Origin of the sequence: Pseudomonas sp. CCI3.1, assembly GCF_034313985.1 — a bacterium.
Taxonomy (GTDB): Bacteria; Pseudomonadota; Gammaproteobacteria; order Pseudomonadales; family Pseudomonadaceae; genus Aquipseudomonas; species Aquipseudomonas psychrophila.
Genome location: NZ_JAVIWO010000001.1, coordinates 2,733,673 through 2,752,432, shown reverse-complemented (window position 1 = coordinate 2,752,432; position 18,760 = coordinate 2,733,673). Strand labels below are relative to the sequence as shown.

16 protein-coding genes are annotated in these 18,760 nt (G+C 59.6%); 10 read left to right on the top strand and 6 right to left on the bottom strand.

Annotated elements, in window-relative coordinates; all coding sequences use genetic code 11:
- Positions 1-7 precede the first annotated feature (7 nt).
- From parE to RGV06_RS12530, 5 genes are all read left to right on the top strand, one after another.
- The gene (gene parE, locus RGV06_RS12550) at positions 8-1,912 is read left to right on the top strand and encodes a DNA topoisomerase IV subunit B (protein ID WP_046809165.1); all 1,905 of its coding nucleotides are present in this window, start codon (positions 8-10) and stop codon (positions 1,910-1,912) included.
- Complete coding sequence (locus tag RGV06_RS12545) at positions 1,909-2,892, top strand: esterase-like activity of phytase family protein (RefSeq protein ID WP_403212531.1); 984 nt, start codon at positions 1,909-1,911, stop codon at positions 2,890-2,892. Before parE ends, RGV06_RS12545 begins: the two co-directional genes overlap by 4 nt.
- The gene (locus RGV06_RS12540; protein WP_322150125.1) at positions 2,889-3,410 is read left to right on the top strand and encodes a retropepsin-like aspartic protease family protein; all 522 of its coding nucleotides are present in this window, start codon (positions 2,889-2,891) and stop codon (positions 3,408-3,410) included. Before RGV06_RS12545 ends, RGV06_RS12540 begins: the two co-directional genes overlap by 4 nt.
- An 11-nt stretch (positions 3,411-3,421) precedes the next feature.
- A complete protein-coding gene (gene parC / locus RGV06_RS12535; protein WP_046809167.1) occupies positions 3,422-5,686 on the top strand; it encodes a DNA topoisomerase IV subunit A in 2,265 nt (754 codons plus the stop codon).
- Between the two features lie 180 nt (positions 5,687-5,866).
- Complete coding sequence (locus RGV06_RS12530) at positions 5,867-6,571, top strand: PqiC family protein (protein ID WP_201356178.1); 705 nt, start codon at positions 5,867-5,869, stop codon at positions 6,569-6,571.
- 221 nt (positions 6,572-6,792) lie between these two features.
- On the opposite strand, the gene RGV06_RS12525 is transcribed toward RGV06_RS12530, so the two are convergent.
- Complete coding sequence (locus tag RGV06_RS12525) at positions 6,793-8,343, bottom strand: AhpA/YtjB family protein (RefSeq protein WP_322150121.1); 1,551 nt, start codon at positions 8,341-8,343, stop codon at positions 6,793-6,795.
- Positions 8,344-8,475: 132 nt separating this feature from the next.
- Between RGV06_RS12525 and serB the strand changes: the two genes are divergently transcribed.
- On the top strand, positions 8,476-9,687 hold the full coding sequence (gene serB, locus RGV06_RS12520; protein ID WP_019826270.1) for a phosphoserine phosphatase SerB: 1,212 nt from the start codon (positions 8,476-8,478) through the stop codon (positions 9,685-9,687).
- A 99-nt stretch (positions 9,688-9,786) separates the two neighbouring features.
- On the opposite strand, the gene asd is transcribed toward serB, so the two are convergent.
- The 3 genes from asd to RGV06_RS12505 are packed head-to-tail and all read right to left on the bottom strand — an operon-like array spanning position 9,787 to position 13,079.
- Entirely contained in the window at positions 9,787-10,665 is an 879-nt protein-coding gene (gene asd, locus RGV06_RS12515) for an archaetidylserine decarboxylase (protein WP_019826268.1), read from the bottom strand.
- 9 nt (positions 10,666-10,674) lie between these two features.
- Positions 10,675-11,502, bottom strand: a complete 828-nt coding sequence (locus RGV06_RS12510) for a rhodanese-like domain-containing protein (protein ID WP_019826266.1) — start codon at positions 11,500-11,502, stop codon at positions 10,675-10,677.
- A gap of 38 nt (positions 11,503-11,540) precedes the next feature.
- Positions 11,541-13,079 carry an HDOD domain-containing protein gene (locus RGV06_RS12505; protein WP_037032435.1) on the bottom strand — a complete coding sequence of 513 codons (1,539 nt, stop codon included), beginning with the start codon at positions 13,077-13,079 and terminating at the stop codon, positions 11,541-11,543.
- Between the two features lie 153 nt (positions 13,080-13,232).
- Between RGV06_RS12505 and motA the strand changes: the two genes are divergently transcribed.
- Together motA and motB are read left to right on the top strand one after the other, a co-directional pair.
- On the top strand, positions 13,233-14,084 hold the full coding sequence (gene motA, locus RGV06_RS12500) for a flagellar motor stator protein MotA (protein WP_322150118.1): 852 nt from the start codon (positions 13,233-13,235) through the stop codon (positions 14,082-14,084).
- A 3-nt stretch (positions 14,085-14,087) separates the two neighbouring features.
- Complete coding sequence (motB, locus tag RGV06_RS12495) at positions 14,088-15,068, top strand: flagellar motor protein MotB (RefSeq protein ID WP_019826260.1); 981 nt, start codon at positions 14,088-14,090, stop codon at positions 15,066-15,068.
- Positions 15,069-15,175: 107 nt separating this feature from the next.
- Here the strand turns inward: motB and rsgA are convergent, their stop codons facing one another.
- On the bottom strand, positions 15,176-16,207 hold the full coding sequence (rsgA, locus tag RGV06_RS12490) for a small ribosomal subunit biogenesis GTPase RsgA (RefSeq protein ID WP_019826259.1): 1,032 nt from the start codon (positions 16,205-16,207) through the stop codon (positions 15,176-15,178).
- 106 nt (positions 16,208-16,313) lie between these two features.
- On the opposite strand from rsgA, the gene orn reads away from it, so the two are divergent.
- Both orn and RGV06_RS12480 read left to right on the top strand, forming a co-directional pair.
- A complete protein-coding gene (gene orn, locus RGV06_RS12485) occupies positions 16,314-16,856 on the top strand; it encodes an oligoribonuclease (protein ID WP_048352220.1) in 543 nt (180 codons plus the stop codon).
- Between the two features lie 184 nt (positions 16,857-17,040).
- The gene (locus tag RGV06_RS12480; RefSeq protein WP_019826256.1) at positions 17,041-17,652 is read left to right on the top strand and encodes a trimeric intracellular cation channel family protein; all 612 of its coding nucleotides are present in this window, start codon (positions 17,041-17,043) and stop codon (positions 17,650-17,652) included.
- Between the two features lie 16 nt (positions 17,653-17,668).
- Here the strand turns inward: RGV06_RS12480 and queG are convergent, their stop codons facing one another.
- The gene (gene queG, locus RGV06_RS12475; RefSeq protein ID WP_322150116.1) at positions 17,669-18,736 is read right to left on the bottom strand and encodes a tRNA epoxyqueuosine(34) reductase QueG; all 1,068 of its coding nucleotides are present in this window, start codon (positions 18,734-18,736) and stop codon (positions 17,669-17,671) included.
- Positions 18,737-18,760 lie beyond the last annotated feature (24 nt).

The following is an 18,760-nucleotide window of genomic DNA, read 5'->3' as shown; positions in this document are numbered from 1 at the left end:
AGACCCTATGGCCACTCCCAGCGCTAGCTCTTATAACGCCGACGCCATCGAAGTCCTCTCGGGCCTCGACCCGGTGCGCAAACGCCCCGGCATGTACACCGACACCAGTCGGCCCAACCACCTTGCCCAGGAAGTCATCGACAACAGCGTTGACGAAGCCCTGGCCGGTCACGCCAAGTCGGTGCAAGTTATCCTGCACGCCGATCACTCGCTGGAAGTCAGCGATGACGGGCGCGGCATGCCTGTGGACATCCACCCTGAAGAGGGCGTGTCAGGTGTCGAGCTGATCCTCACCAAGCTCCACGCGGGTGGCAAGTTCTCCAACAAAAACTATCAGTTCTCCGGCGGCCTGCACGGCGTGGGGATTTCGGTGGTCAACGCGCTGTCGACACTGGTTCGGGTCAAGGTCAAGCGTGACGGCAACGAATACCAGATGACCTTCGCCGATGGCTATAAAGCGACCGATCTGGAAGTCATCGGTACGGTCGGCAAGCGCAATACCGGCACCAGCGTGTACTTCGCGCCGGACCCGAAGTACTTCGATTCGCCAAAGTTCTCCGTCAGCCGCCTCAAGCATGTGCTCAAGGCCAAGGCCGTACTGTGCCCGGGGCTGCTGGTCAGTTTTGAAGACAAAAACACCGGCGAAAAGGTCGAGTGGCATTACGAAGACGGTCTGCGCTCGTACCTGGTTGACGCGGTCAGCGAGTTTGAACGCCTGCCGAATGAACCGTTCTGCGGCAGTCTTGCCGGTAATAAAGAAGCCATCGACTGGGCGTTGCTGTGGCTGCCTGAAGGCGGCGACAGCGTTCAGGAAAGCTACGTCAACCTGATCCCTACGGCTCAAGGCGGTACTCACGTCAACGGTCTGCGTCAGGGCTTGCTCGATGCGATGCGCGAGTTCTGCGAGTTCCGCAGCCTGCTGCCTCGTGGTGTCAAGCTGGCCCCCGAAGACGTGTGGGAGCGCATTGCGTTCGTGCTGTCGATGAAAATGCAGGAACCGCAGTTCTCGGGGCAGACCAAAGAACGTCTGTCCTCCCGTGAAGCGGCGGCATTTGTATCGGGCGTAATCAAGGACTCCTTCAGCCTGTGGCTCAATGCCAACCCCGAGCTGGGCATGCAACTGGCTGAGCTGGCAATCAACAACGCCGGGCGCAGGCTCAAGGCCAGCAAGAAGGTCGAGCGCAAGCGGATTACCCAGGGGCCGGCCTTGCCGGGCAAGCTGGCCGACTGCGCCGGGCAGGACCCGATGCGTTCTGAACTGTTTCTGGTGGAAGGTGACTCCGCAGGCGGCTCGGCCAAGCAGGCGCGAGACAAGGAATTCCAGGCGATCCTGCCGTTGCGCGGCAAGATCCTCAACACCTGGGAAGTCGACGGCAGCGAAGTCCTGGCCAGCCAGGAGGTACACAACATCGCCGTCGCCATCGGTGTCGATCCGGGCGCGGCCGACATGAGCCAATTGCGTTACGGCAAAATCTGCATCCTTGCCGACGCCGACTCGGACGGTCTGCACATCGCCACCTTGCTGTGCGCGTTGTTTGTTCAGCACTTCCGTCCGCTGGTGGACGCCGGTCACGTTTACGTGGCGATGCCGCCGTTGTACCGCATTGACCTGGGCAAAGAGATTTTTTACGCCCTCGATGAAGCCGAGCGTGATGGCATCCTTGACCGACTGGTCGCCGAGAAAAAACGCGGCAAGCCACAGGTCACGCGATTCAAGGGTCTGGGTGAGATGAACCCGCCGCAACTGCGCGAAACAACGATGGACCCAAACACCCGTCGTCTGGTGCAACTGACCCTGGACGATTTTGCCGCGACCTCCGAAATGATGGACATGCTACTGGCCAAGAAGCGCGCCGGTGACCGCAAGACCTGGCTTGAATCCAAAGGTAACCTGGCGCAGGTGCTGGCCTGATGCGCAGTGCCTTGCTGGGCTTGCTCTGCCTGGGTACTGCGCCAGTAATGGCTAATACATGGCCAGCATTGGTCATGCAGTCAGAGCATCCGGTAGAAGGCATGCGAGGTGGCAATCTGTCCGGCCTCGCGCTGTGTTCGGGTGAGTTGTTGGCGGTCTCTGATCGTGATGATGATCAGATCTACCGCCTTGACCAGCGCTACGCCGAGTGGCAAGCCGAGGCTCTGAACATTGATGCTCCGCCACCACCCGAAAGCGGTTTGCCGTGGGGTGTGCGCATGATGGGTAAAGCCATCAGCCCGTTGCGCGGTGGCGATCTGGATTTTGAAGGCATCAGTTGCGACGACGCGGGCAACCGTTACGTGGTGAGTGAGGCCCATGCGGCGGTGTTGCAAATCCCACCGGCGGGTGCACCGGCGTGGCTCAAGATCGACCCTTCATTGGTGCGTCAGGCCCGAGCCAGCGGCATGTTGCTGCATTTCAATGCGCTGTTTGAAGGCATCGCCGTCAACCCGCAGGGCAACCAGATCTGGCTGGCGGCTGAACGCGAGCGCCGCGGTTTGCTGACCATCCGTAAAAAGCAAAGCGTGTGGGACTGCGAGAACGGTTGTGTATTGATGAGTGAAGGTGGCTTGGAGCAGGCACCGCCTCAACTCAAGGCCAAGGCGCAGCAAAAGGACTTTGCCGACCTGGCGCTGTTTGAGGGCAAGCTGTTTACCCTTGAGCGCATGGCCTACCGCATTTGTCGTCGTACCCTGGACACAGGTGAAATTGAACGTTGCTGGTCGTTTGCCAATGATGCATTGGCCGACGCGCGGCTATATAACAGCGGCTATGGCAATACCGAGGCCTTGAGCCTGGATGCCCAAGGTGCCTGGATCGGTGTCGATAACGGTAACCATATACGCGCCGATGGCGAGAAACGCCCCATCGTCTGGCGCTTTGCTGCCCCGCAAGGTGGCTGGAGTGCCAAATCATGAGCGAGCAAGCGCCGGGTAAAGGTGTGGGTCGAGTCTTTATGATTGTGGCCTGGTGCGCCGGTTTGTACCTGGCCGCGCAATTTTTCGGGCGCTGGGAACAGCGTCAGGAAAACCCCAATACCGAAGTCTCCTCGCAACAGGGCGAGGGTTACATCGAAGTCAAACTGCTCGGTAACGCGCAGGGTCACTTTGTTGCCAGCGGCCGGATTAACAACGTGCCAGTGGAATTTTTACTCGATACCGGCGCCACCGATGTGGCGGTGCCGATGGAACTGGCCAGACAACTGGCCTTGCCCAAGGGGCTGGCGGTGACACTCAACACCGCCAATGGTCGCACTCAGGGCTATCAGACCCGCATCGACCGCCTGCAACTGGGTGCCATTGTGTTGCGTGACGTGCGTGCAGTGGCTGCTCTAGGGCTTGAAGGCGAGCAGGTGCTGTTGGGCATGAGTGCGCTCAAAAAACTTGAATTTACCCAGCGCGGCGGCACCATGCTGCTGCGCCAGACAACGAATTGAATGAGGTCCGCATGAGCGACTCCCTTGATCTCAGCCTGGACGGCGTAGAACGCCGGTCATTGGCCGACTTCACCGAACAGGCCTACCTCAACTACTCCATGTACGTAATCATGGACCGGGCCTTGCCGCACATCGGCGACGGCCTCAAGCCCGTACAGCGGCGCATTGTTTACGCCATGAGCGAGTTGGGGCTGGACGCTGACTCCAAGCACAAGAAATCGGCGCGTACCGTCGGTGACGTACTCGGCAAGTTCCACCCCCACGGCGACTCGGCGTGCTACGAGGCGATGGTGCTGATGGCTCAGCCGTTCAGCTACCGCTACACCCTGGTCGACGGTCAGGGCAACTGGGGTGCGCCGGACGATCCCAAGTCGTTCGCGGCCATGCGTTACACCGAAGCACGTTTGTCGCGTTATTCCGAAGTCTTGCTCAGCGAGCTGGGCCAGGGCACGGCGGACTGGGTTCCCAACTTTGACGGCACCCTCGACGAACCGGCGGTTTTGCCTGCGCGTTTACCGAACATCCTGCTCAATGGCACCACCGGTATTGCCGTGGGCATGGCCACTGACGTGCCGCCGCACAACCTGCGTGAAGTCGCCAGTGCGTGCGTGCGCTTGCTCGATGAGCCCAAGGCCACGGTTGAACAGCTGTGCGAGCACATCCAGGGCCCGGACTACCCGACCGAGGCCGAAATCATCACTCCGCGTGCCGACCTGCTGAAGATCTATCAGACGGGTCGTGGCTCGGTGCGCATGCGGGCCGTGTATCACGTTGAAGACGGCGACATTGTGGTCACCGCGTTGCCGCATCAGGTCTCGGGCGCCAAGGTACTGGAGCAGATCGCTGCTCTCATGCAGGCCAAGCCTACCAAGCTGGCAATGGTCACCGACCTGCGCGACGAATCTGACCACGAAAACCCGTGCCGTATCGTGATCATTCCGCGCAACAACAAGGTCGACCTCGACGAACTGATGCAGCACTTGTTCGCCGTGACTGAGCTTGAGTCCACGTTCCGGGTCAACATCAACATCATTGGTCTGGACGGCAAGCCGCAGCTGAAAAATCTGCGCGCCTTGCTGGTGGAGTGGCTGGAGTTCCGGATCAATGTCGTACGCCGCCGCTTGCAGTTCCGCCTCGATAAGGTCGAGCGCCGCCTGCACCTGTTGGACGGTTTGCTCACCGCCTACCTGAACCTCGACGAAGTGATTCATATCATTCGTACCGAGGAACACCCCAAGGCCGAGCTGATTGCACGCTTTGCCCTGAGCGAAATCCAGGCTGACTACATCCTCGACACGCGCCTGCGCCAATTGGCCCGCCTTGAAGAGATGAAGCTGCGCACCGAGCAGGATGCGTTGCGTAAAGAACAAGCCAAGCTGCAAACCTTGCTGGGCAGCGAAACCAAGCTGAAAAAGCTGGTGCGTACCGAGTTACTGGCCGATGCCGAAACCTATGGCGACGACCGTCGCTCGCCAATCGTGTCCCGTGCTGAAGCCAAGGCCTTGTCGGAAAACGAGTTGGTTCCTACCGAAGCGGTCACTGTTGTACTGTCGGAAAAAGGCTGGGTTCGTTGCGGTAAAGGCCACGACCTTGACGCCACCGGCCTGTCCTATAAAGCAGGGGATGGTTACAAGACCGCCGCTGCAGGGCGTTCCAATCAGTTTGCGGTGTTTATCGACTCCACGGGGCGAAGCTATTCGGTGGCAGCGCACACCTTGCCTTCGGCCCGTGGCCAGGGCGAGCCGCTGACCGGACGCTTGACCCCGCCGCCGGGCGCGACCTTCGAATGCGTGCTGTTGCCTGAAGACGATGCGCTGTACGTTATCGCCTCCGATGCCGGTTACGGTTTTGTGGTCAAGGGTGAAGACCTGCAAGCCAAAAACAAGGCCGGTAAAGCGCTGCTCAGCCTGCCGAAAGGCGCTCAGGTGATGCAACCGCGGCCGGTGTCGGATCGTGAGCACAACTGGCTGGCGGCGGTGACCACTGAAGGTCGTCTGCTGATTTTCAAAGTCAGCGACTTGCCGCAACTGGGCAAGGGCAAGGGCAACAAGATCATCGGCATTCCCGGCGACCGAGTGGCGAACCGCGAAGAGTACGTGACCGACCTCGCCGTGCTGCCAGACAACGCCACGCTGGTATTGCAGGCGGGCAAGCGCACACTGTCACTCAAGGCGGATGACCTGGAACACTACAAGGGTGAGCGCGGTCGTCGGGGTAATAAACTGCCCCGTGGCTTCCAGCGTGTGGATGCCTTGTTGGTAGAAACGCCCAATTAAGGCTGTTTAGCGTGCCCGATCTGCGTTTTTACGCGCAGATCGGCGCGACAGCGCTGGAGTCAGGTCCAATATTCGCGGATGATATGCCGCGTTTGCGGCACGGCTTAATGGCAATGTGCTTTGCGAACCTTTCGAGAATCACACTGCGGCTGGCCCTATGGCGGCCACCTGGATGGAATGATGAACGTTCTACGCCTTCCTATAATTGCGTTGCTGACCGGTGTGCTGGGTCTGGCGGGGTGCACAACGCACCAGCCAGCGGCCTTGTACCAGCTGGACAGCGGCGCCCCAGGCCAGCCCGCGCAAAGCGCCGGCATGGCCGTGGTGCTTGGCCCGATCAGCGTGGCCGACTACCTGCAACGTGAAACACTGCTGCAACGTCAACCCGATGGCAGCCTGAGTGCAGCCACCGATGGTCGATGGGCTGGCAGCCTGTCTTCAGACATCGACCAACTGCTGGTGCGCCAGCTGGCGTGGCGTCTGGACAGCCAGCGTGTCGTCCTGTCGCCGGCCACTGCGGGCTTCAGTCCGGATGTGCAGGTGCTGTTGTCGATCACTCGCCTGGACTCGGGCAAGAATCTGCCTGCGGTACTGGATGCGCAATGGCGTTTGATCGATCGTCGCGGTCAGGTGCGTGACAACCGCATTGTTCACCTGGAGCAGCCACACTCGGGCTCCACGGCTGATCAGGTCAAGGCTCAAGGGCAACTGCTGCAACAGTTGAGTGAGCAGTTGGCGGTGGCGCTCAAGCCATTGGCCAATCAGCCGCCGCTGGTTGAGATGCGCAAGCCCGAGACCAAGGCTACACCCAAGCAGAGCGCCGAAAAGCCCCGGATCCCGATGGCTGCACCGATTCGTACGGATATGGAAGTGTTCCGCTTCTAAACCCTGACAAAAAACAAAAAATCCCGCCTATGTGTGCGGGATTTTTTATGGAAGGTCAAAAGCCCCTCACCCTAGCCCTCTCCCGGAGGGAGAGGGGACTGATCGGGGGATGCTTGAGCTTTAATGCAATTTGACAGATTGGCAATGAGTTCGAAAACAACACGGTTAGCTCCTTCTCCCGCCGGTAGAGGGTTGGGGTGAGGAGCTTTTAGCTTTTGACTTTATCCGCGGTTCTCATGCATCCGTGCCAGTTGGCGCTCCAGCATGGACGGGTAAGGCTCCATCAGGCGCTCAACGCAGCAGGCACCTTCAGGGCTGGCAATCGGGCGGATACGGGCGCGCTGACGGATCAGCGGGTCGTCGCTGATCTTGCGCTCCACCAGCAGCAAGTTGCGGCTGTGTTGCGACAGCGCCAGGGCGTCCTGAGCGACCTCAGTCAGCAGCAAGTCAATCTGGCTCATGCCGTTCAGTCCTTCGCCCAGCACCAGGCCCAGCTGCAATTGCAGGGTAATGCCGCTGTCCGCGACTTCGATCTGCAAGGCATGGCCCAGGGCCCGCAGCAGTTCGCCGCAGCAAATGGCGTTGGTCAGGTAGTCGTCGCCGCTGTCTTCGCTATGGAACAGCATCAGAGTGCTGCCATCGTTGAGCGTATGCAGTTCGCTTTGATACAGCGAAGCCGCCTGGTTCAGGCAGTCGCGATAGCGCTCCAGCAGTTCCATCAAACGGGCGCGGGGCAGGCGACGGAGTTGCTCTTGGGCGCCCAGTTGCACCGCAAGTACGGCGCTTGGCTGTGGCGCAGCCGACACGACCTGTTTGGGCTTGGCCAGCGCAATCGGCGCAGCACTGGTTGTGCTGGTGTCGCGCAAGTCGGCGAACGGGTCTTCGTCGTCGTTTTCGTCTTCTGCGGTGCTGAACAGCTGTCGAGGAGCAGCCTTGGGCGCAGGTGCGGCAGGGGCTTCATCGAACGTCGGATCGCTCAGGTTGCGCACTTCGAAGGTCGGCTCGTTGTCTTCGGCTTCTTCGTAGTCGCTGTCGTCGTAGTCTTCTTCCGGTTCTGGCTCGGGTTCTGGCTCGGGCGCCGGAGGGGCGAGGCGACTATGAAGCTGGCGGGCCAGATCACCGATTTCATCCTGGCGTTGGATGGCCGGGGTGTAAGGGTCGGGCTCGCGCAACCATACCCGCAATTGCAGCAGTGGCGTGGTGATGTGGCGTCCCAGTCGCAGGCTCAAGGCCAGGGCCAGGGCGAGCAAAATGGCGCTCAGAATACCCATGCTCTGCAGGCTGATGGTCATCGGCTGTTCGAACTGGTTCATGTCCAGACTGATGCGCAGATGCCCGGCGGTCACATCCTGAAAGGTGATCTTGGTCTGATATACGCCTTCGGTTTCGCCCAGCAGGCCGTTTTTGGGGCGCTGCCCGGCTTCGGCGAGGATGCGGTTATCGACGCTATAGATAGCAGCGTGCGCCACCAGCGGGTTTTTGGTCAGGTTATTGAGCAGCACGTTGAGACTGAGGATGTCATTGGACACCAGCAGCTCTGTCGCCGAGGTGGCGGTTTGTGTGGTCAGGCTCTGACCCAGGGCATCTGCCTGCTCATGCATGGCCTGCTTGAATTGCAGTCCCATCACCACGGCATAGATGACCAGCGCCAAGGCGACCAGAATCACGTTATGGCTGGCAATACGCAGAGCAATCGGAATGCGGCGATCGCGCAGGGCCCGGAAGATCAGCAGGAAGAAGTTATCGGTTTTGACAGGCAATGGCCGGTTCACTGAGCGCGGCTCTTAGTCCGTTAAGTTGGTGCGCAGTATAGCGAGCAGCCTAGAGGCGGCAAAGCCTTGGCGGTGCCCGATGGTCACTGAAAGTGGGTAGAATGCGTTTTTTTTAGCGAATGGGGGTGTGCCTTGCGCGAAATCGTCCTGATTAACATCACAGGTGAGGACCGTCCGGGTCTCACTGCGGCCATTACCGGTGTACTGGCCAGCAATGGTGTGAATATTCTCGACATCGGTCAGGCCGCCATCCATGGCGTTTTGTCGTTGGGCTTTCTGGTGGAAATCCCACAGGCAGAGCAGGTGTCGGCGGTGCTTAAAGACCTGCAGCCATTGATCGCCCAAGAGGGCCTGCAACTGCGTTTTGACCCGATCAGCGAGGAGCATTACCAGCGCTGGGTCAATGAGCAAAGCCAGACCCGTCATGTGGTGACGCTGATGAGTCGTCAAGTGACCGCTCGCGAGCTTCAGCGCGTGACGTCGATCATCAGCCAGCACGGCTTGAACATCGAACAGACTGATCGCTTGTCTGGCCGCGTACCGCTGGATGCTCCAACGCAGTTGAGCAAAAGCTGCATCGAGCTGCGTGTGTGCGGCGAGCCCGCGGATAGTGAAGCGCTACGTGCCGATTTCTTCAACCTGGCCCAAGAGCTGGGTGTGGATATCGCGCTGCAGGAAGACACCCTGTTCCGTCGCAATCGCCGTCTTGCGGTGTTCGACATGGACTCGACCCTGATCGAGGCCGAAGTGATCGACGAGTTGGCCAAGGCTGCGGGTGTGGGTGATCAGGTCGCTGCAATCACCGAGCGCGCCATGGCTGGTGAGCTGGACTTCAAGGCCAGTTTCAAGGAGCGCATGGCGCTGCTTAAAGGCCTGGACGTGGGGGTGCTGGATGCCATCGGCGCTTCGCTGCGCCTGACCGAAGGCGCCGAAGTGCTGTTCGCTGAACTCAAACGGTTGGGCTACAAGACCGCCATCCTGTCGGGCGGGTTCACGTACTTTGCCAAGCAGGTGCAAGCGAAACTGGGCATCGACTATGTATTCGCCAACGAGCTGGAAGTGGTGGATGGCAAGGTGACGGGGGTTGCGGTAGAGCCGATTGTGGATGCGCAGCGCAAGGCGGACTTGCTGCGTGAGCTGGCTCAAAAGGAAGGCTTGAGCCTGGAGCAGACCATCGCGGTCGGTGATGGCGCCAACGACTTGCCGATGCTGGCAATTGCCGGGCTGGGTGTGGCATTCCGTGCCAAGCCACTGGTCAAAAAGTCGGCCAAACATGCCATTTCGACGTTGGGTCTGGATGGCGTGCTGTACCTGCTGGGCCAGCGTGACCGCAAGGCCTTGTAAATAAACGGTGGGAGCGAGCCTGCTCGCGATGCAATCAACCCGGTACACCTGACGGGTTGAGGTGATGCCATCGCGAGCAGGCTCGCTCCCACACGTTTTTTACTCGGGTGCTTGTTCGGCGTGAGCCGGTGCACCAATGCCTTGCCCCATCATCACCGGCGTACCTGCCGCCAGGCCTTCAGCCCACTTCACTTGATCGGCACCGAACAGCACGATGGCGGTCGAACCCAGTTTGAAGCGGCCCAGCTCGGCCCCTTTTTCCAAATGGATGGGCGCACGTGCAGCTTCGTCGTAACGGAAGGTTTTCAGCTCGCGTTTAGGCGGCGTGACCAGGCCGGCAAATACGGTTTCAATCGACGCCACGATCATGGCACCCACCAAAATCACCGCCATCGGGCCGCGCTCGGTATCAAAAATGCACACGGCACGCTCGTTGCGGGCGAACAGCTCCGGTACGTTTTCGGCTGTCGTCTGGTTAACCGAGAACAGGCGGCCCGGCACGTAGATCATCTCGCGCAAGGTGCCTGCCAGTGGCATGTGCACGCGGTGGTAGTCCTTTGGCGACAGGTAAATGGTGGCGAAGTCGCCGCCCATGAACTGTGCTGCCACAGCAGCATCGCCACCCACCAGTTCCAGCACGCTGTAACTGTGGCCTTTTGCCTGAAACACGCGGCCGTGTTCAATCGGACCCAGTTGGCTGACCGCGCCATCGGCAGGGCTCAATACTGCGCCCGGAGTTTGATCCAGCGGGCGGGCACCGTCTTTCAATGCGCGGGTGAAGAAGGCATTGAAGTGCTCGTAGGCGGTAACGTCTTCAACCAGTGCCTGGGACATGTCCACTTGATAACGCTTGGCGAACCAGGTGGTGAATGCATTCTTGAACCAGCGCACGCGGCACTCGGCAATGCAGCCGGCCAGGCGTGACAGCAGGTGATGCGGCAACAGGTACTGACTGAGGAGGAACAAACGCGTTTTCATTCAAGGTCCTTAATTTTTTACAGGCAGCTCGACAGGGGTATCGGGATGGTTGCCCCATTCGCCCCAAGAGCCGGCGTAGCCTTTGACACGCGGATAACCGAGCGATTTGGCAACGAGATAAGTAAAGCCAGAACGATGGTGAGTCTGGCAGTGGGTAATCACTTCTTTGTCTGGCGTGATGCCCAGATCCTTGAGGATCTGCGCCATGTCAGTGCGGATACGCAGGTTGCGGGTTTTATCCATGCCTGCGGTCCATTCAAAATTCTTCGCCCCGGGGATATGCCCGCCCTTGGCGGCGAGCACTTTTTCGCCCGTGTATTCGGCTTCGTTGCGCGCATCCCAGATCGCCAGATCCGGGGCGCCCAAGCGGCTTTGCAGGTACTCGCGGGTCGCGGTGGGCTCGTCGTGCAGGGTCAGTGCAACCGGGCCGCCGGCCGCAGGAGGTACGTCCTGGCTGACGGCGTGACCGTCACCGGTCCATGCGTGAATGCCGCCGTCCAGATAGTGATAAGCCTTGTGGCCGATCACATCCAGTAGCCAGATGAACCGCCCGGCCCAACCGCCGCCCTCGTCGTCATACACCACGTAGACAGCATCGGGGTGGTGCCCCAACTCGCCGAACAATGCTTCGAGCGCAGCCTGGGTCGGCAGCAAGCCGGGCGCCGGCGGCAGGCCCAGTTGCGTGCGCTTCGGGTCGACGAAGCGAGCCCCCGGAATATGCCCGGCTTCGTATCGCGCGACGCTGGTCAGGTCGACCAGGATCAATTCGGGGGCGTTGAGCCGGGCGAACAGATCGCTCGGTTCAATCACTAACGGCAAGCCAGAGAAGCCAGGCATATGAAGCCTCCAGAGCAAAAAAGGGGGGGATTGTAGCGCTAGCGCCCGCGACTACTAAAGCTATTCAGGGCTTTCTCGATGCATTGGGCCGTTTTGCCGAATGCCTGCACGCTGGTTTCCGAGAAGGGTCCGCCGCCCTGGTCTGCCAGTATCAGCATGACCACGCGGCCGTTGTTGCTTAGGGAGCGTAACAGTAGATGCTCGCCAGGGAACAGGCTGCGCAAGCTGTAGGGTAAAACCGCGGATATGACGGGATTGTTTTCGGGAGTCAGTCGCACCTGTGCCGGTTGCGTCATCAAGCGCTGGAGGGCGGTGCTCTCGCTGATATTCACGATCAGGTCGAAGGCCGTCTTCGCCAGCCCGGCAATCTGGTTCACGGTCAGGGCGGTCGAGGTCTTGTCGGGCGTCAGCAGCATCACCCGGCGCATGCCACATGCCAGCAAGGCTTCTCGGGCGCAGGTAGTCAGGTGCATAGGGTTGGTGAATGCGCTGGGTTGCTCCAGCAATTGCCCGCAGTGTTTGCGCCACGCGGCCAGCGCCTCAGCCGAGGGCGGTGGCGCAGCCAGCGAGCTGTGGCTGGTGCGGCGCGCATCCCATGGCCAGAGCAGTGCCTGGGCCGGGTGCCAGAGCTCTGGCATGGAGTGATAGCGCCCGCTGTTGACCGCGTGTTGGTGCACTTGCTGCTGCACTTCATCCAACGGCATTTGCAAGTACAGGCTGGTGACGTATTGCCAGCGCAAATTGTGTGGCGTGTCCCATGCCTGTTGCGCCGAAAGCGCCAGGCAGTTGGCCAGCAATACGCTGTTGGCGGGCTGGTTGAACCAGCGGCGCAGCGCCGGATCGGCGTCCAGGTGCTGTTGCTGGCGTAACGGATGATGAGTGTCGCGGGCGATGTGCAACACCTTGACCAGCGTACGGCGCTCGTCGGTGATAACCGTATACCCCTGCATCACCCAGGCGGGCAGGCGCCAGAGTTTGGCCAGCGCAAGGCAGATATCAAACAGCGGTAGACCGAACAACGCCAGTTCGACTTTTTTGGCGCATTCGCCGTGTTCGACCACCCGTCGTTCCCAGGCTTCAAGCAGTAGCGGGTGGGTAAGCGCCAGCGCCCATAACGGTGACAGAAACAGCAGGCTGCTCCAGTAGATTTCTTGCCAGAGCCGCGCCAGACGATTGCCGAATAGCCCAATGGCTTGCTGTGCGGCGTGCTGGCTAATGAGCTGGATTTGTCGATAGGCCATCGGGATGTTTTCGATTGCCAGTGCGGGAACGTGTTCGAGTAGCCCTTGGGTGCGCTTGAGGCCGAGACGGTTGATGGCCACTTCAAGGCTTTCGGCAGGCTCGCTCAGGCTGCTCTGAGCCTGTTGGTTGGCCTCGCGAATGATCCTGAGTGCCAGTGCCGGGCTGTCCTGCATGACCTCGGCAATTTCGCGCAATGAGCGGCGACTGTCGTTGATCGTCTTGAATACTCGCTCATGGCTGTTTTGCGGGATCGGCAAGTCAACCGTGTCCAGGAGTAAGACCCAGGCATCCAGAGTGGTGGGTGTTGATGGTGGTGCGCAGGTTTCATTGGCCATTATGGGGACGCGATCATCATCGATTGTGGAGGTCGAATGGATTTTCGGCTTTGCCGGCTATAGTCTGGCGCAGATTCGCCGATAAGGAGAAGAAGAGTTTTAGCTTCGCTGGAATATGACCTTGAACCCGACTCAGTAAGTACTTTTATATCTATGGCTAAAATTATCGGCATCATTGTCGTGTTCGCGAGTGTGCTTGGCGGATACGTGCTTTCCCACGGCAAGATCGGTGCGCTGATTCAGCCGTTCGAGGTCCTGATCATTGGCGGGGCGGCCTTTGGCGCGTTCCTGCAAGCCAACCCCGGCTACATGACACTGCACGTGATCAAAAAATCACTCAGCATGTTCGGTTCGCGTTTCTCCCACGCTTTCTATCTGGAAGTGCTGGGCCTGGTGTATGAGATTCTTAATAAAAGTCGCCGCGAAGGCATGATGGCCATCGAGAGCGACATTGAAGACGCTGCGGCCAGCCCGATCTTCGCCAAGTACCCCACCGTCCTCAAGGATGAGCGCATGACGGCGTTTATCTGTGATTACCTGCGCATCATGTCGTCGGGCAACATGGCGCCCCACGAGCTCGAAGGGCTGTTCGACATGGAGCTTTTCAACCTCAAGGAAGAACTGGAGCATCCTTCCCATGCCGTGACCGGGATCGCCGACGGCATGCCCGGCTTCGGTATTGTGGCGGCGGTTCTTGGGATTGTGGTGACCATGGCCTCGCTGGGTGAGGGTGATCAGGCCGCAATCGGCATGCACGTAGGTGCCGCGCTGGTGGGGACGTTCTTCGGTATTTTGGCCGCTTATGGTTTCTTCGGTCCGTTGGCGACCTCACTGGCCCACGATGCCAAGGAAGAAATCAACGTGTATGAGTCGATCAAGGCCTCGCTGGTGGCCTCGGCCTCGGGCATACCGCCCTCGCTTGCCGTCGAGTTCGGTCGCAAGGTGCTGTATCCCAAGCATCGCCCCAGCTTTTCCGAGCTTGAACAAGTGGTTCGCGGTCGCTGATTTATGGAAAACAACCAGCCCATAATTATCAAGCGCGTAAAGCGCTACGCCGCAGGCCATCACGGTGGCGCCTGGAAAATCGCCTTTGCTGACTTTGCCACGGCGATGATGGCGTTCTTCCTGGTGATGTGGCTGATGACGGCCGCGACCCCGGAGCAAAAAATCGCCATCGGCGGTTATTTCAAGGACCCGATCGGTTTCAGTGAAAGCGGCACGCCGTACATCATCGACCTGGGCGGCACGCCTGCGCTGGCGCCGGAGAACACCCTCAATCCCGAAGAAAAGCTGCAGCCTCAGCCCGACAAGATCAAAGTCGATGCGGACCAGGTTGAAAGCATGGCGGAGCAGGTCGAGAAAGAGCGTCTCGAACTGCTGCTTCAGGAGTTGCAGAACAAGGTCGAAGAAAACCCGCAATTGCGCAAATTCAAGGATCAGCTGCTGTTTGAAATCACCCCGGACGGCTTGCGGATTCAGATGATGGACGCCGAAAACCGACCGATGTTCGATGTGGGCAGTGCGCGGCTCAAGCCTTATTTCGAGGATATTTTGCTGGCCATGGCCGACACCATCAAAGCGGTGCCGAACAAAGTCAGCATCAGCGGCCACACCGATGCCATGCCCTATGCGGGAGGTGGCGATTTTGGCAACTGGGAATTGTCGGCCAACCGTGCCAATGCGGCCCGGCGCGCTTTGGTGGCGGGGAGTTACCCTGATGCACAGATTGCGCGGGTAGTGGGGTATGCGTCGTCAGTGTTGTTCGACAAGGCCAACCCCTATAACCCGATCAACCGTCGAATCGACATCGTGGTGCTGACTAAAAAGGCCCAGCAGGCGATTGAAGGCGAGCAGGGCGTTGAGTCGGTAAAGGCCCAGGAGTTACCGAAAGAGCCGGTTGACCCGATCAAGTTGCCGGCTGACAAACAGCCCATGCCGATGCATGAAGAGCGCCAGAAGCTGAACTTGTTTGACGACAAGGCCCCGTAAAAACGGTGGGAGCGGGCTTGCTCGCGATGCAAGCGACTCGGAACACCTGATTCACCGAGGCGATGCAATCGCGAGCAAGCCCGCTCCCACGGAAGTTGATAGGGGGCTTAGTAGCTCGACTCGGGCAGGCTCGCAATGATCGAGCGATAGCTGTTCATGCGTTGCTGCTGCACGCGGCCATCTTCCAGGGCCATCAGCAATGCACAGCCCGGCTCGCGGTCGTGCTTGCAATCGCGGAAACGGCAAGTCCCGATCAAGTCGTTGAACTCGATAAAACCCGCCTCAACATCGGCCCGGCTCACGTGGCCCAAGCCAAACTCGCGAATACCCGGGGAGTCGATCAATTCACCGCCGCCCGGAAAGTGGAACAGTCGTGCAGTCGTAGTGGTGTGCGTGCCCTGGCCAGAGACTTCGGACAGCGGCCCGACCCGCAGGTTGACCTCTGGCAGCAAGCTGTTGACCAGGGACGACTTGCCAACGCCCGACTGACCCACAAACACGCTGATATGGCCGTCCAGTTGCGCTTGCAACTGCTGCATGCCATCACCGTGATGGGCCGACACTTCGAGTACCGGATAACCCAGTTGGCGATAAACCCCCAGCAACGCATTGAGCGCGGGTGAGTTTTGATCGTCGATCAAGTCAGCCTTGTTAAGCAGCAACAACGGACGAATCCCCGCGTGCTCGGCGGCCACCAGATAACGGTCGATGAGGTTGGCGTGTGGCTCGGGCATTGGCGCGAACACAATCACGATCATGTCGACGTTGGCTGCAACCGGCTTGAGCTGGCCACGGCTGTCCGGGCGACACAGTTCGGTTTTACGCGGCAGTTGGGCGACGATCACGCCGATGCCCTGGTTGCCGGCGCGCCATACAACCGTGTCGCCGGTCACCAGTGCGGGCAGGTTTGCGCGCAGGTGGCAGCGGAACATCTGGCCTTTAAGCTCGCCTTCCTGGGCTTCGACTTCGACCTGCACACCAAAGTGCGCGATCACCAGGCCGAGCTGCTCGGGGCCTAAATCGCCGCCTTCAAGGGCTTCGACGGCACTGGATTCGCGTTTGGCGGCGCGGGCAGCGCGCTCGCCCTGGATCTTTTCGATGCGCCAATTCTGACGACGATTGAGCTGGCGTTTGGCCATGGGTGTTCCGTGTTGATAAAACGATAAGAAGGGTAAAACGCAGGCGAGTTTAGCACGAGGGCAGCACGCCTAAGCTAAACTGCGCAACCAAGCACTGGAGGCCATTATGCAAAACGCGCAGAACCTGATCTGGATCGACCTGGAAATGACCGGTCTGGACCCTGACAACGACGTCATTATCGAAATGGCCACCATCGTAACCGACAGCAACCTCAATACCTTGGCTGAAGGCCCGGTCATCGCCATTCACCACAGCGATGAAGTGCTGGCACGTATGGATGAATGGAACACCCGCACCCACGGTGGCAGTGGCCTGACCCAGCGCGTCAAGGACAGCACCATCACCATGGCCGAAGCAGAAGCGCAAACCATCGCGTTTCTTGAGCAATGGGTACCAAAAGGCAAGTCGCCGATCTGCGGCAACAGCATCTGTCAGGACCGTCGCTTCCTGTACACCCACATGAAAACGCTCGAAAGCTACTTCCATTACCGCAACCTGGACGTTTCGACGCTCAAGGAGCTGGTAGCTCGCTGGGCCCCTGAAGTGCGCGACAGCCTGGTGAAAAAAGGCACGCACCTTGCTCTGGACGACATTCGCGAGTCTATTGCCGAGCTGCAGCACTACCGCAAGCACTTCATCAAATTCTAAGTTGCCGTTGATCCCCCTGTGGGAGCGGGCTTGCTCGCGATGCAAGCGACTCGGTACATCTACCGAACCGCAGCGAAGCCATCGCGAGCAAGCCCGCTCCCACAAAGAACAGTATTTGCTGCCCCCTTTTGGTGCTAATGCCAACTGAGAGTAGACTGCGCGCCTTCTTGCAAGGATCGCTGCCATGTTGCTGATGCTCTATTTAGTTGCCATTACTGCCGAAGCCATGACCGGGGCGCTGTCTGCCGGGCGTCGGGGCATGGACTGGTTCGGCGTGGTGCTGATTGCCTGTGTCACGGCGCTAGGCGGCGGTTCGGTGCGCGACGTATTGTTGGGGCATTACCCGCTGACCTGGGTCAAACACCCGGAATACCTGGTCTTAACTACCTTTGCCGCGCTGGTGACGATTTTTATCGCGCCCTTGATGCGTCATTTACGTTCGCTGTTTTTGGTGCTCGATGCACTGGGGCTGGTGGCGTTTACCCTGATTGGCTGCATGACGGCCCTTGAGATGGGGCAGGGCATGCTGGTGGCCTCGGTGAGCGGGGTCATTACCGGAGTATTTGGCGGCATCCTGCGCGACATTTTCTGCAACGACATCCCGTTGATCTTCCGCCGCGAGCTGTACGCCAGCGTATCGTTTGCGGCTGCCTGGTGTTTCTTGCTGTGTACTTATCTGGAAATGCCCAACGAACAGGCGATTTTCGTCACCCTGTTCGGCGGTTTGCTGCTGCGCTTGCTGGCGATTCGTTTTAACTGGGAAATGCCCAAGTTCGTTTACAACGACGAGCATTAAGCAATTGCGGGAGTGGTCAGGCACGCTTGGCGTGTTGTGCCAGCGCCCACTCCACATGTTCCTGCACCAGCTCTGACGGGTATTCGCGGCGCGCCTTCAAGGCTTCAAGTACCGGGATCGTCGACGGCGCATTGCCCAATCCCACTGCCAGATTGCGCAACCAGCGCTCGTACCCCGCCCGACGCAGGGGGGAGCCTTCGGTGTTGCTGAGGAACGTGTCTTCATCCCACATAAACAGCTCGGCCAGCCCGGCGTTGTCCAGATTGTGCCTTGGCTTGAAGTCACCTTCAGTCGTGGTGCGGGCAAAGCGATTCCATGGGCAGACGATCTGGCAGTCATCACAGCCGAACACCCGATTGCCGATCATTGAGCGCAGCTCTTCGGGAATCGCGGTTTTCAGTTCGATGGTCAAGTACGAAATGCATTTGCGCGCATCCAGAACATAGGGTCCGACAAAGGCATTGGTGGGGCAAATGTCCAGGCAGGCGGTGCAGCGCCCGCAGTGCTCGGTTTCATGGGGCGGGTCGACCGGCAGCGGCAAGTCGACAAATAACTCGCTCAGGAAGAAGTAGCTGCCCGCCTTGCGATTGAGTACCAGGGTGTTCTTGCCGATCCAGCCCAGGCCTGCCTGTTGGGCGATGGCTTTTTCCAGTACCGGAGCGCTGTCGACAAAGGCGCGAAAGCCAAACGGTCCAATATCCGCCTGAATGCGGTCGGCCAGTTGCTGCACACGCTTGCGGATCAGCTTGTGGTAATCGCGGCCCAGGGCGTAGCGCGACACGTAGGCTTTTTCGGATTGGGCCAGCAACTGCGCCATGTGGGTGTCGCCGGGCAAGTAGTCCATGCGCAGGGAAACCACGCGCAAGGTGCCGGGCACCAGCTCTTCAGGGTGTGAACGTTTGCTGCCATGGGCGGCCATGTAGTCCATGTCGCCATGGTAGCCAGCATCGAGCCAGCGTTGCAGATGGTGTTCGTGTTCTCCCAGATCGAGGCCGGCAATGGCGACTTGTTGAAAGCCCAGCTCGCGGCCCCATTCCTTGATGGACTGAGCGAGAGCGGGGAGGTCGGCAGTAATAGCAGGCATGAGGCAAGAGAAACCGGAGCTGAG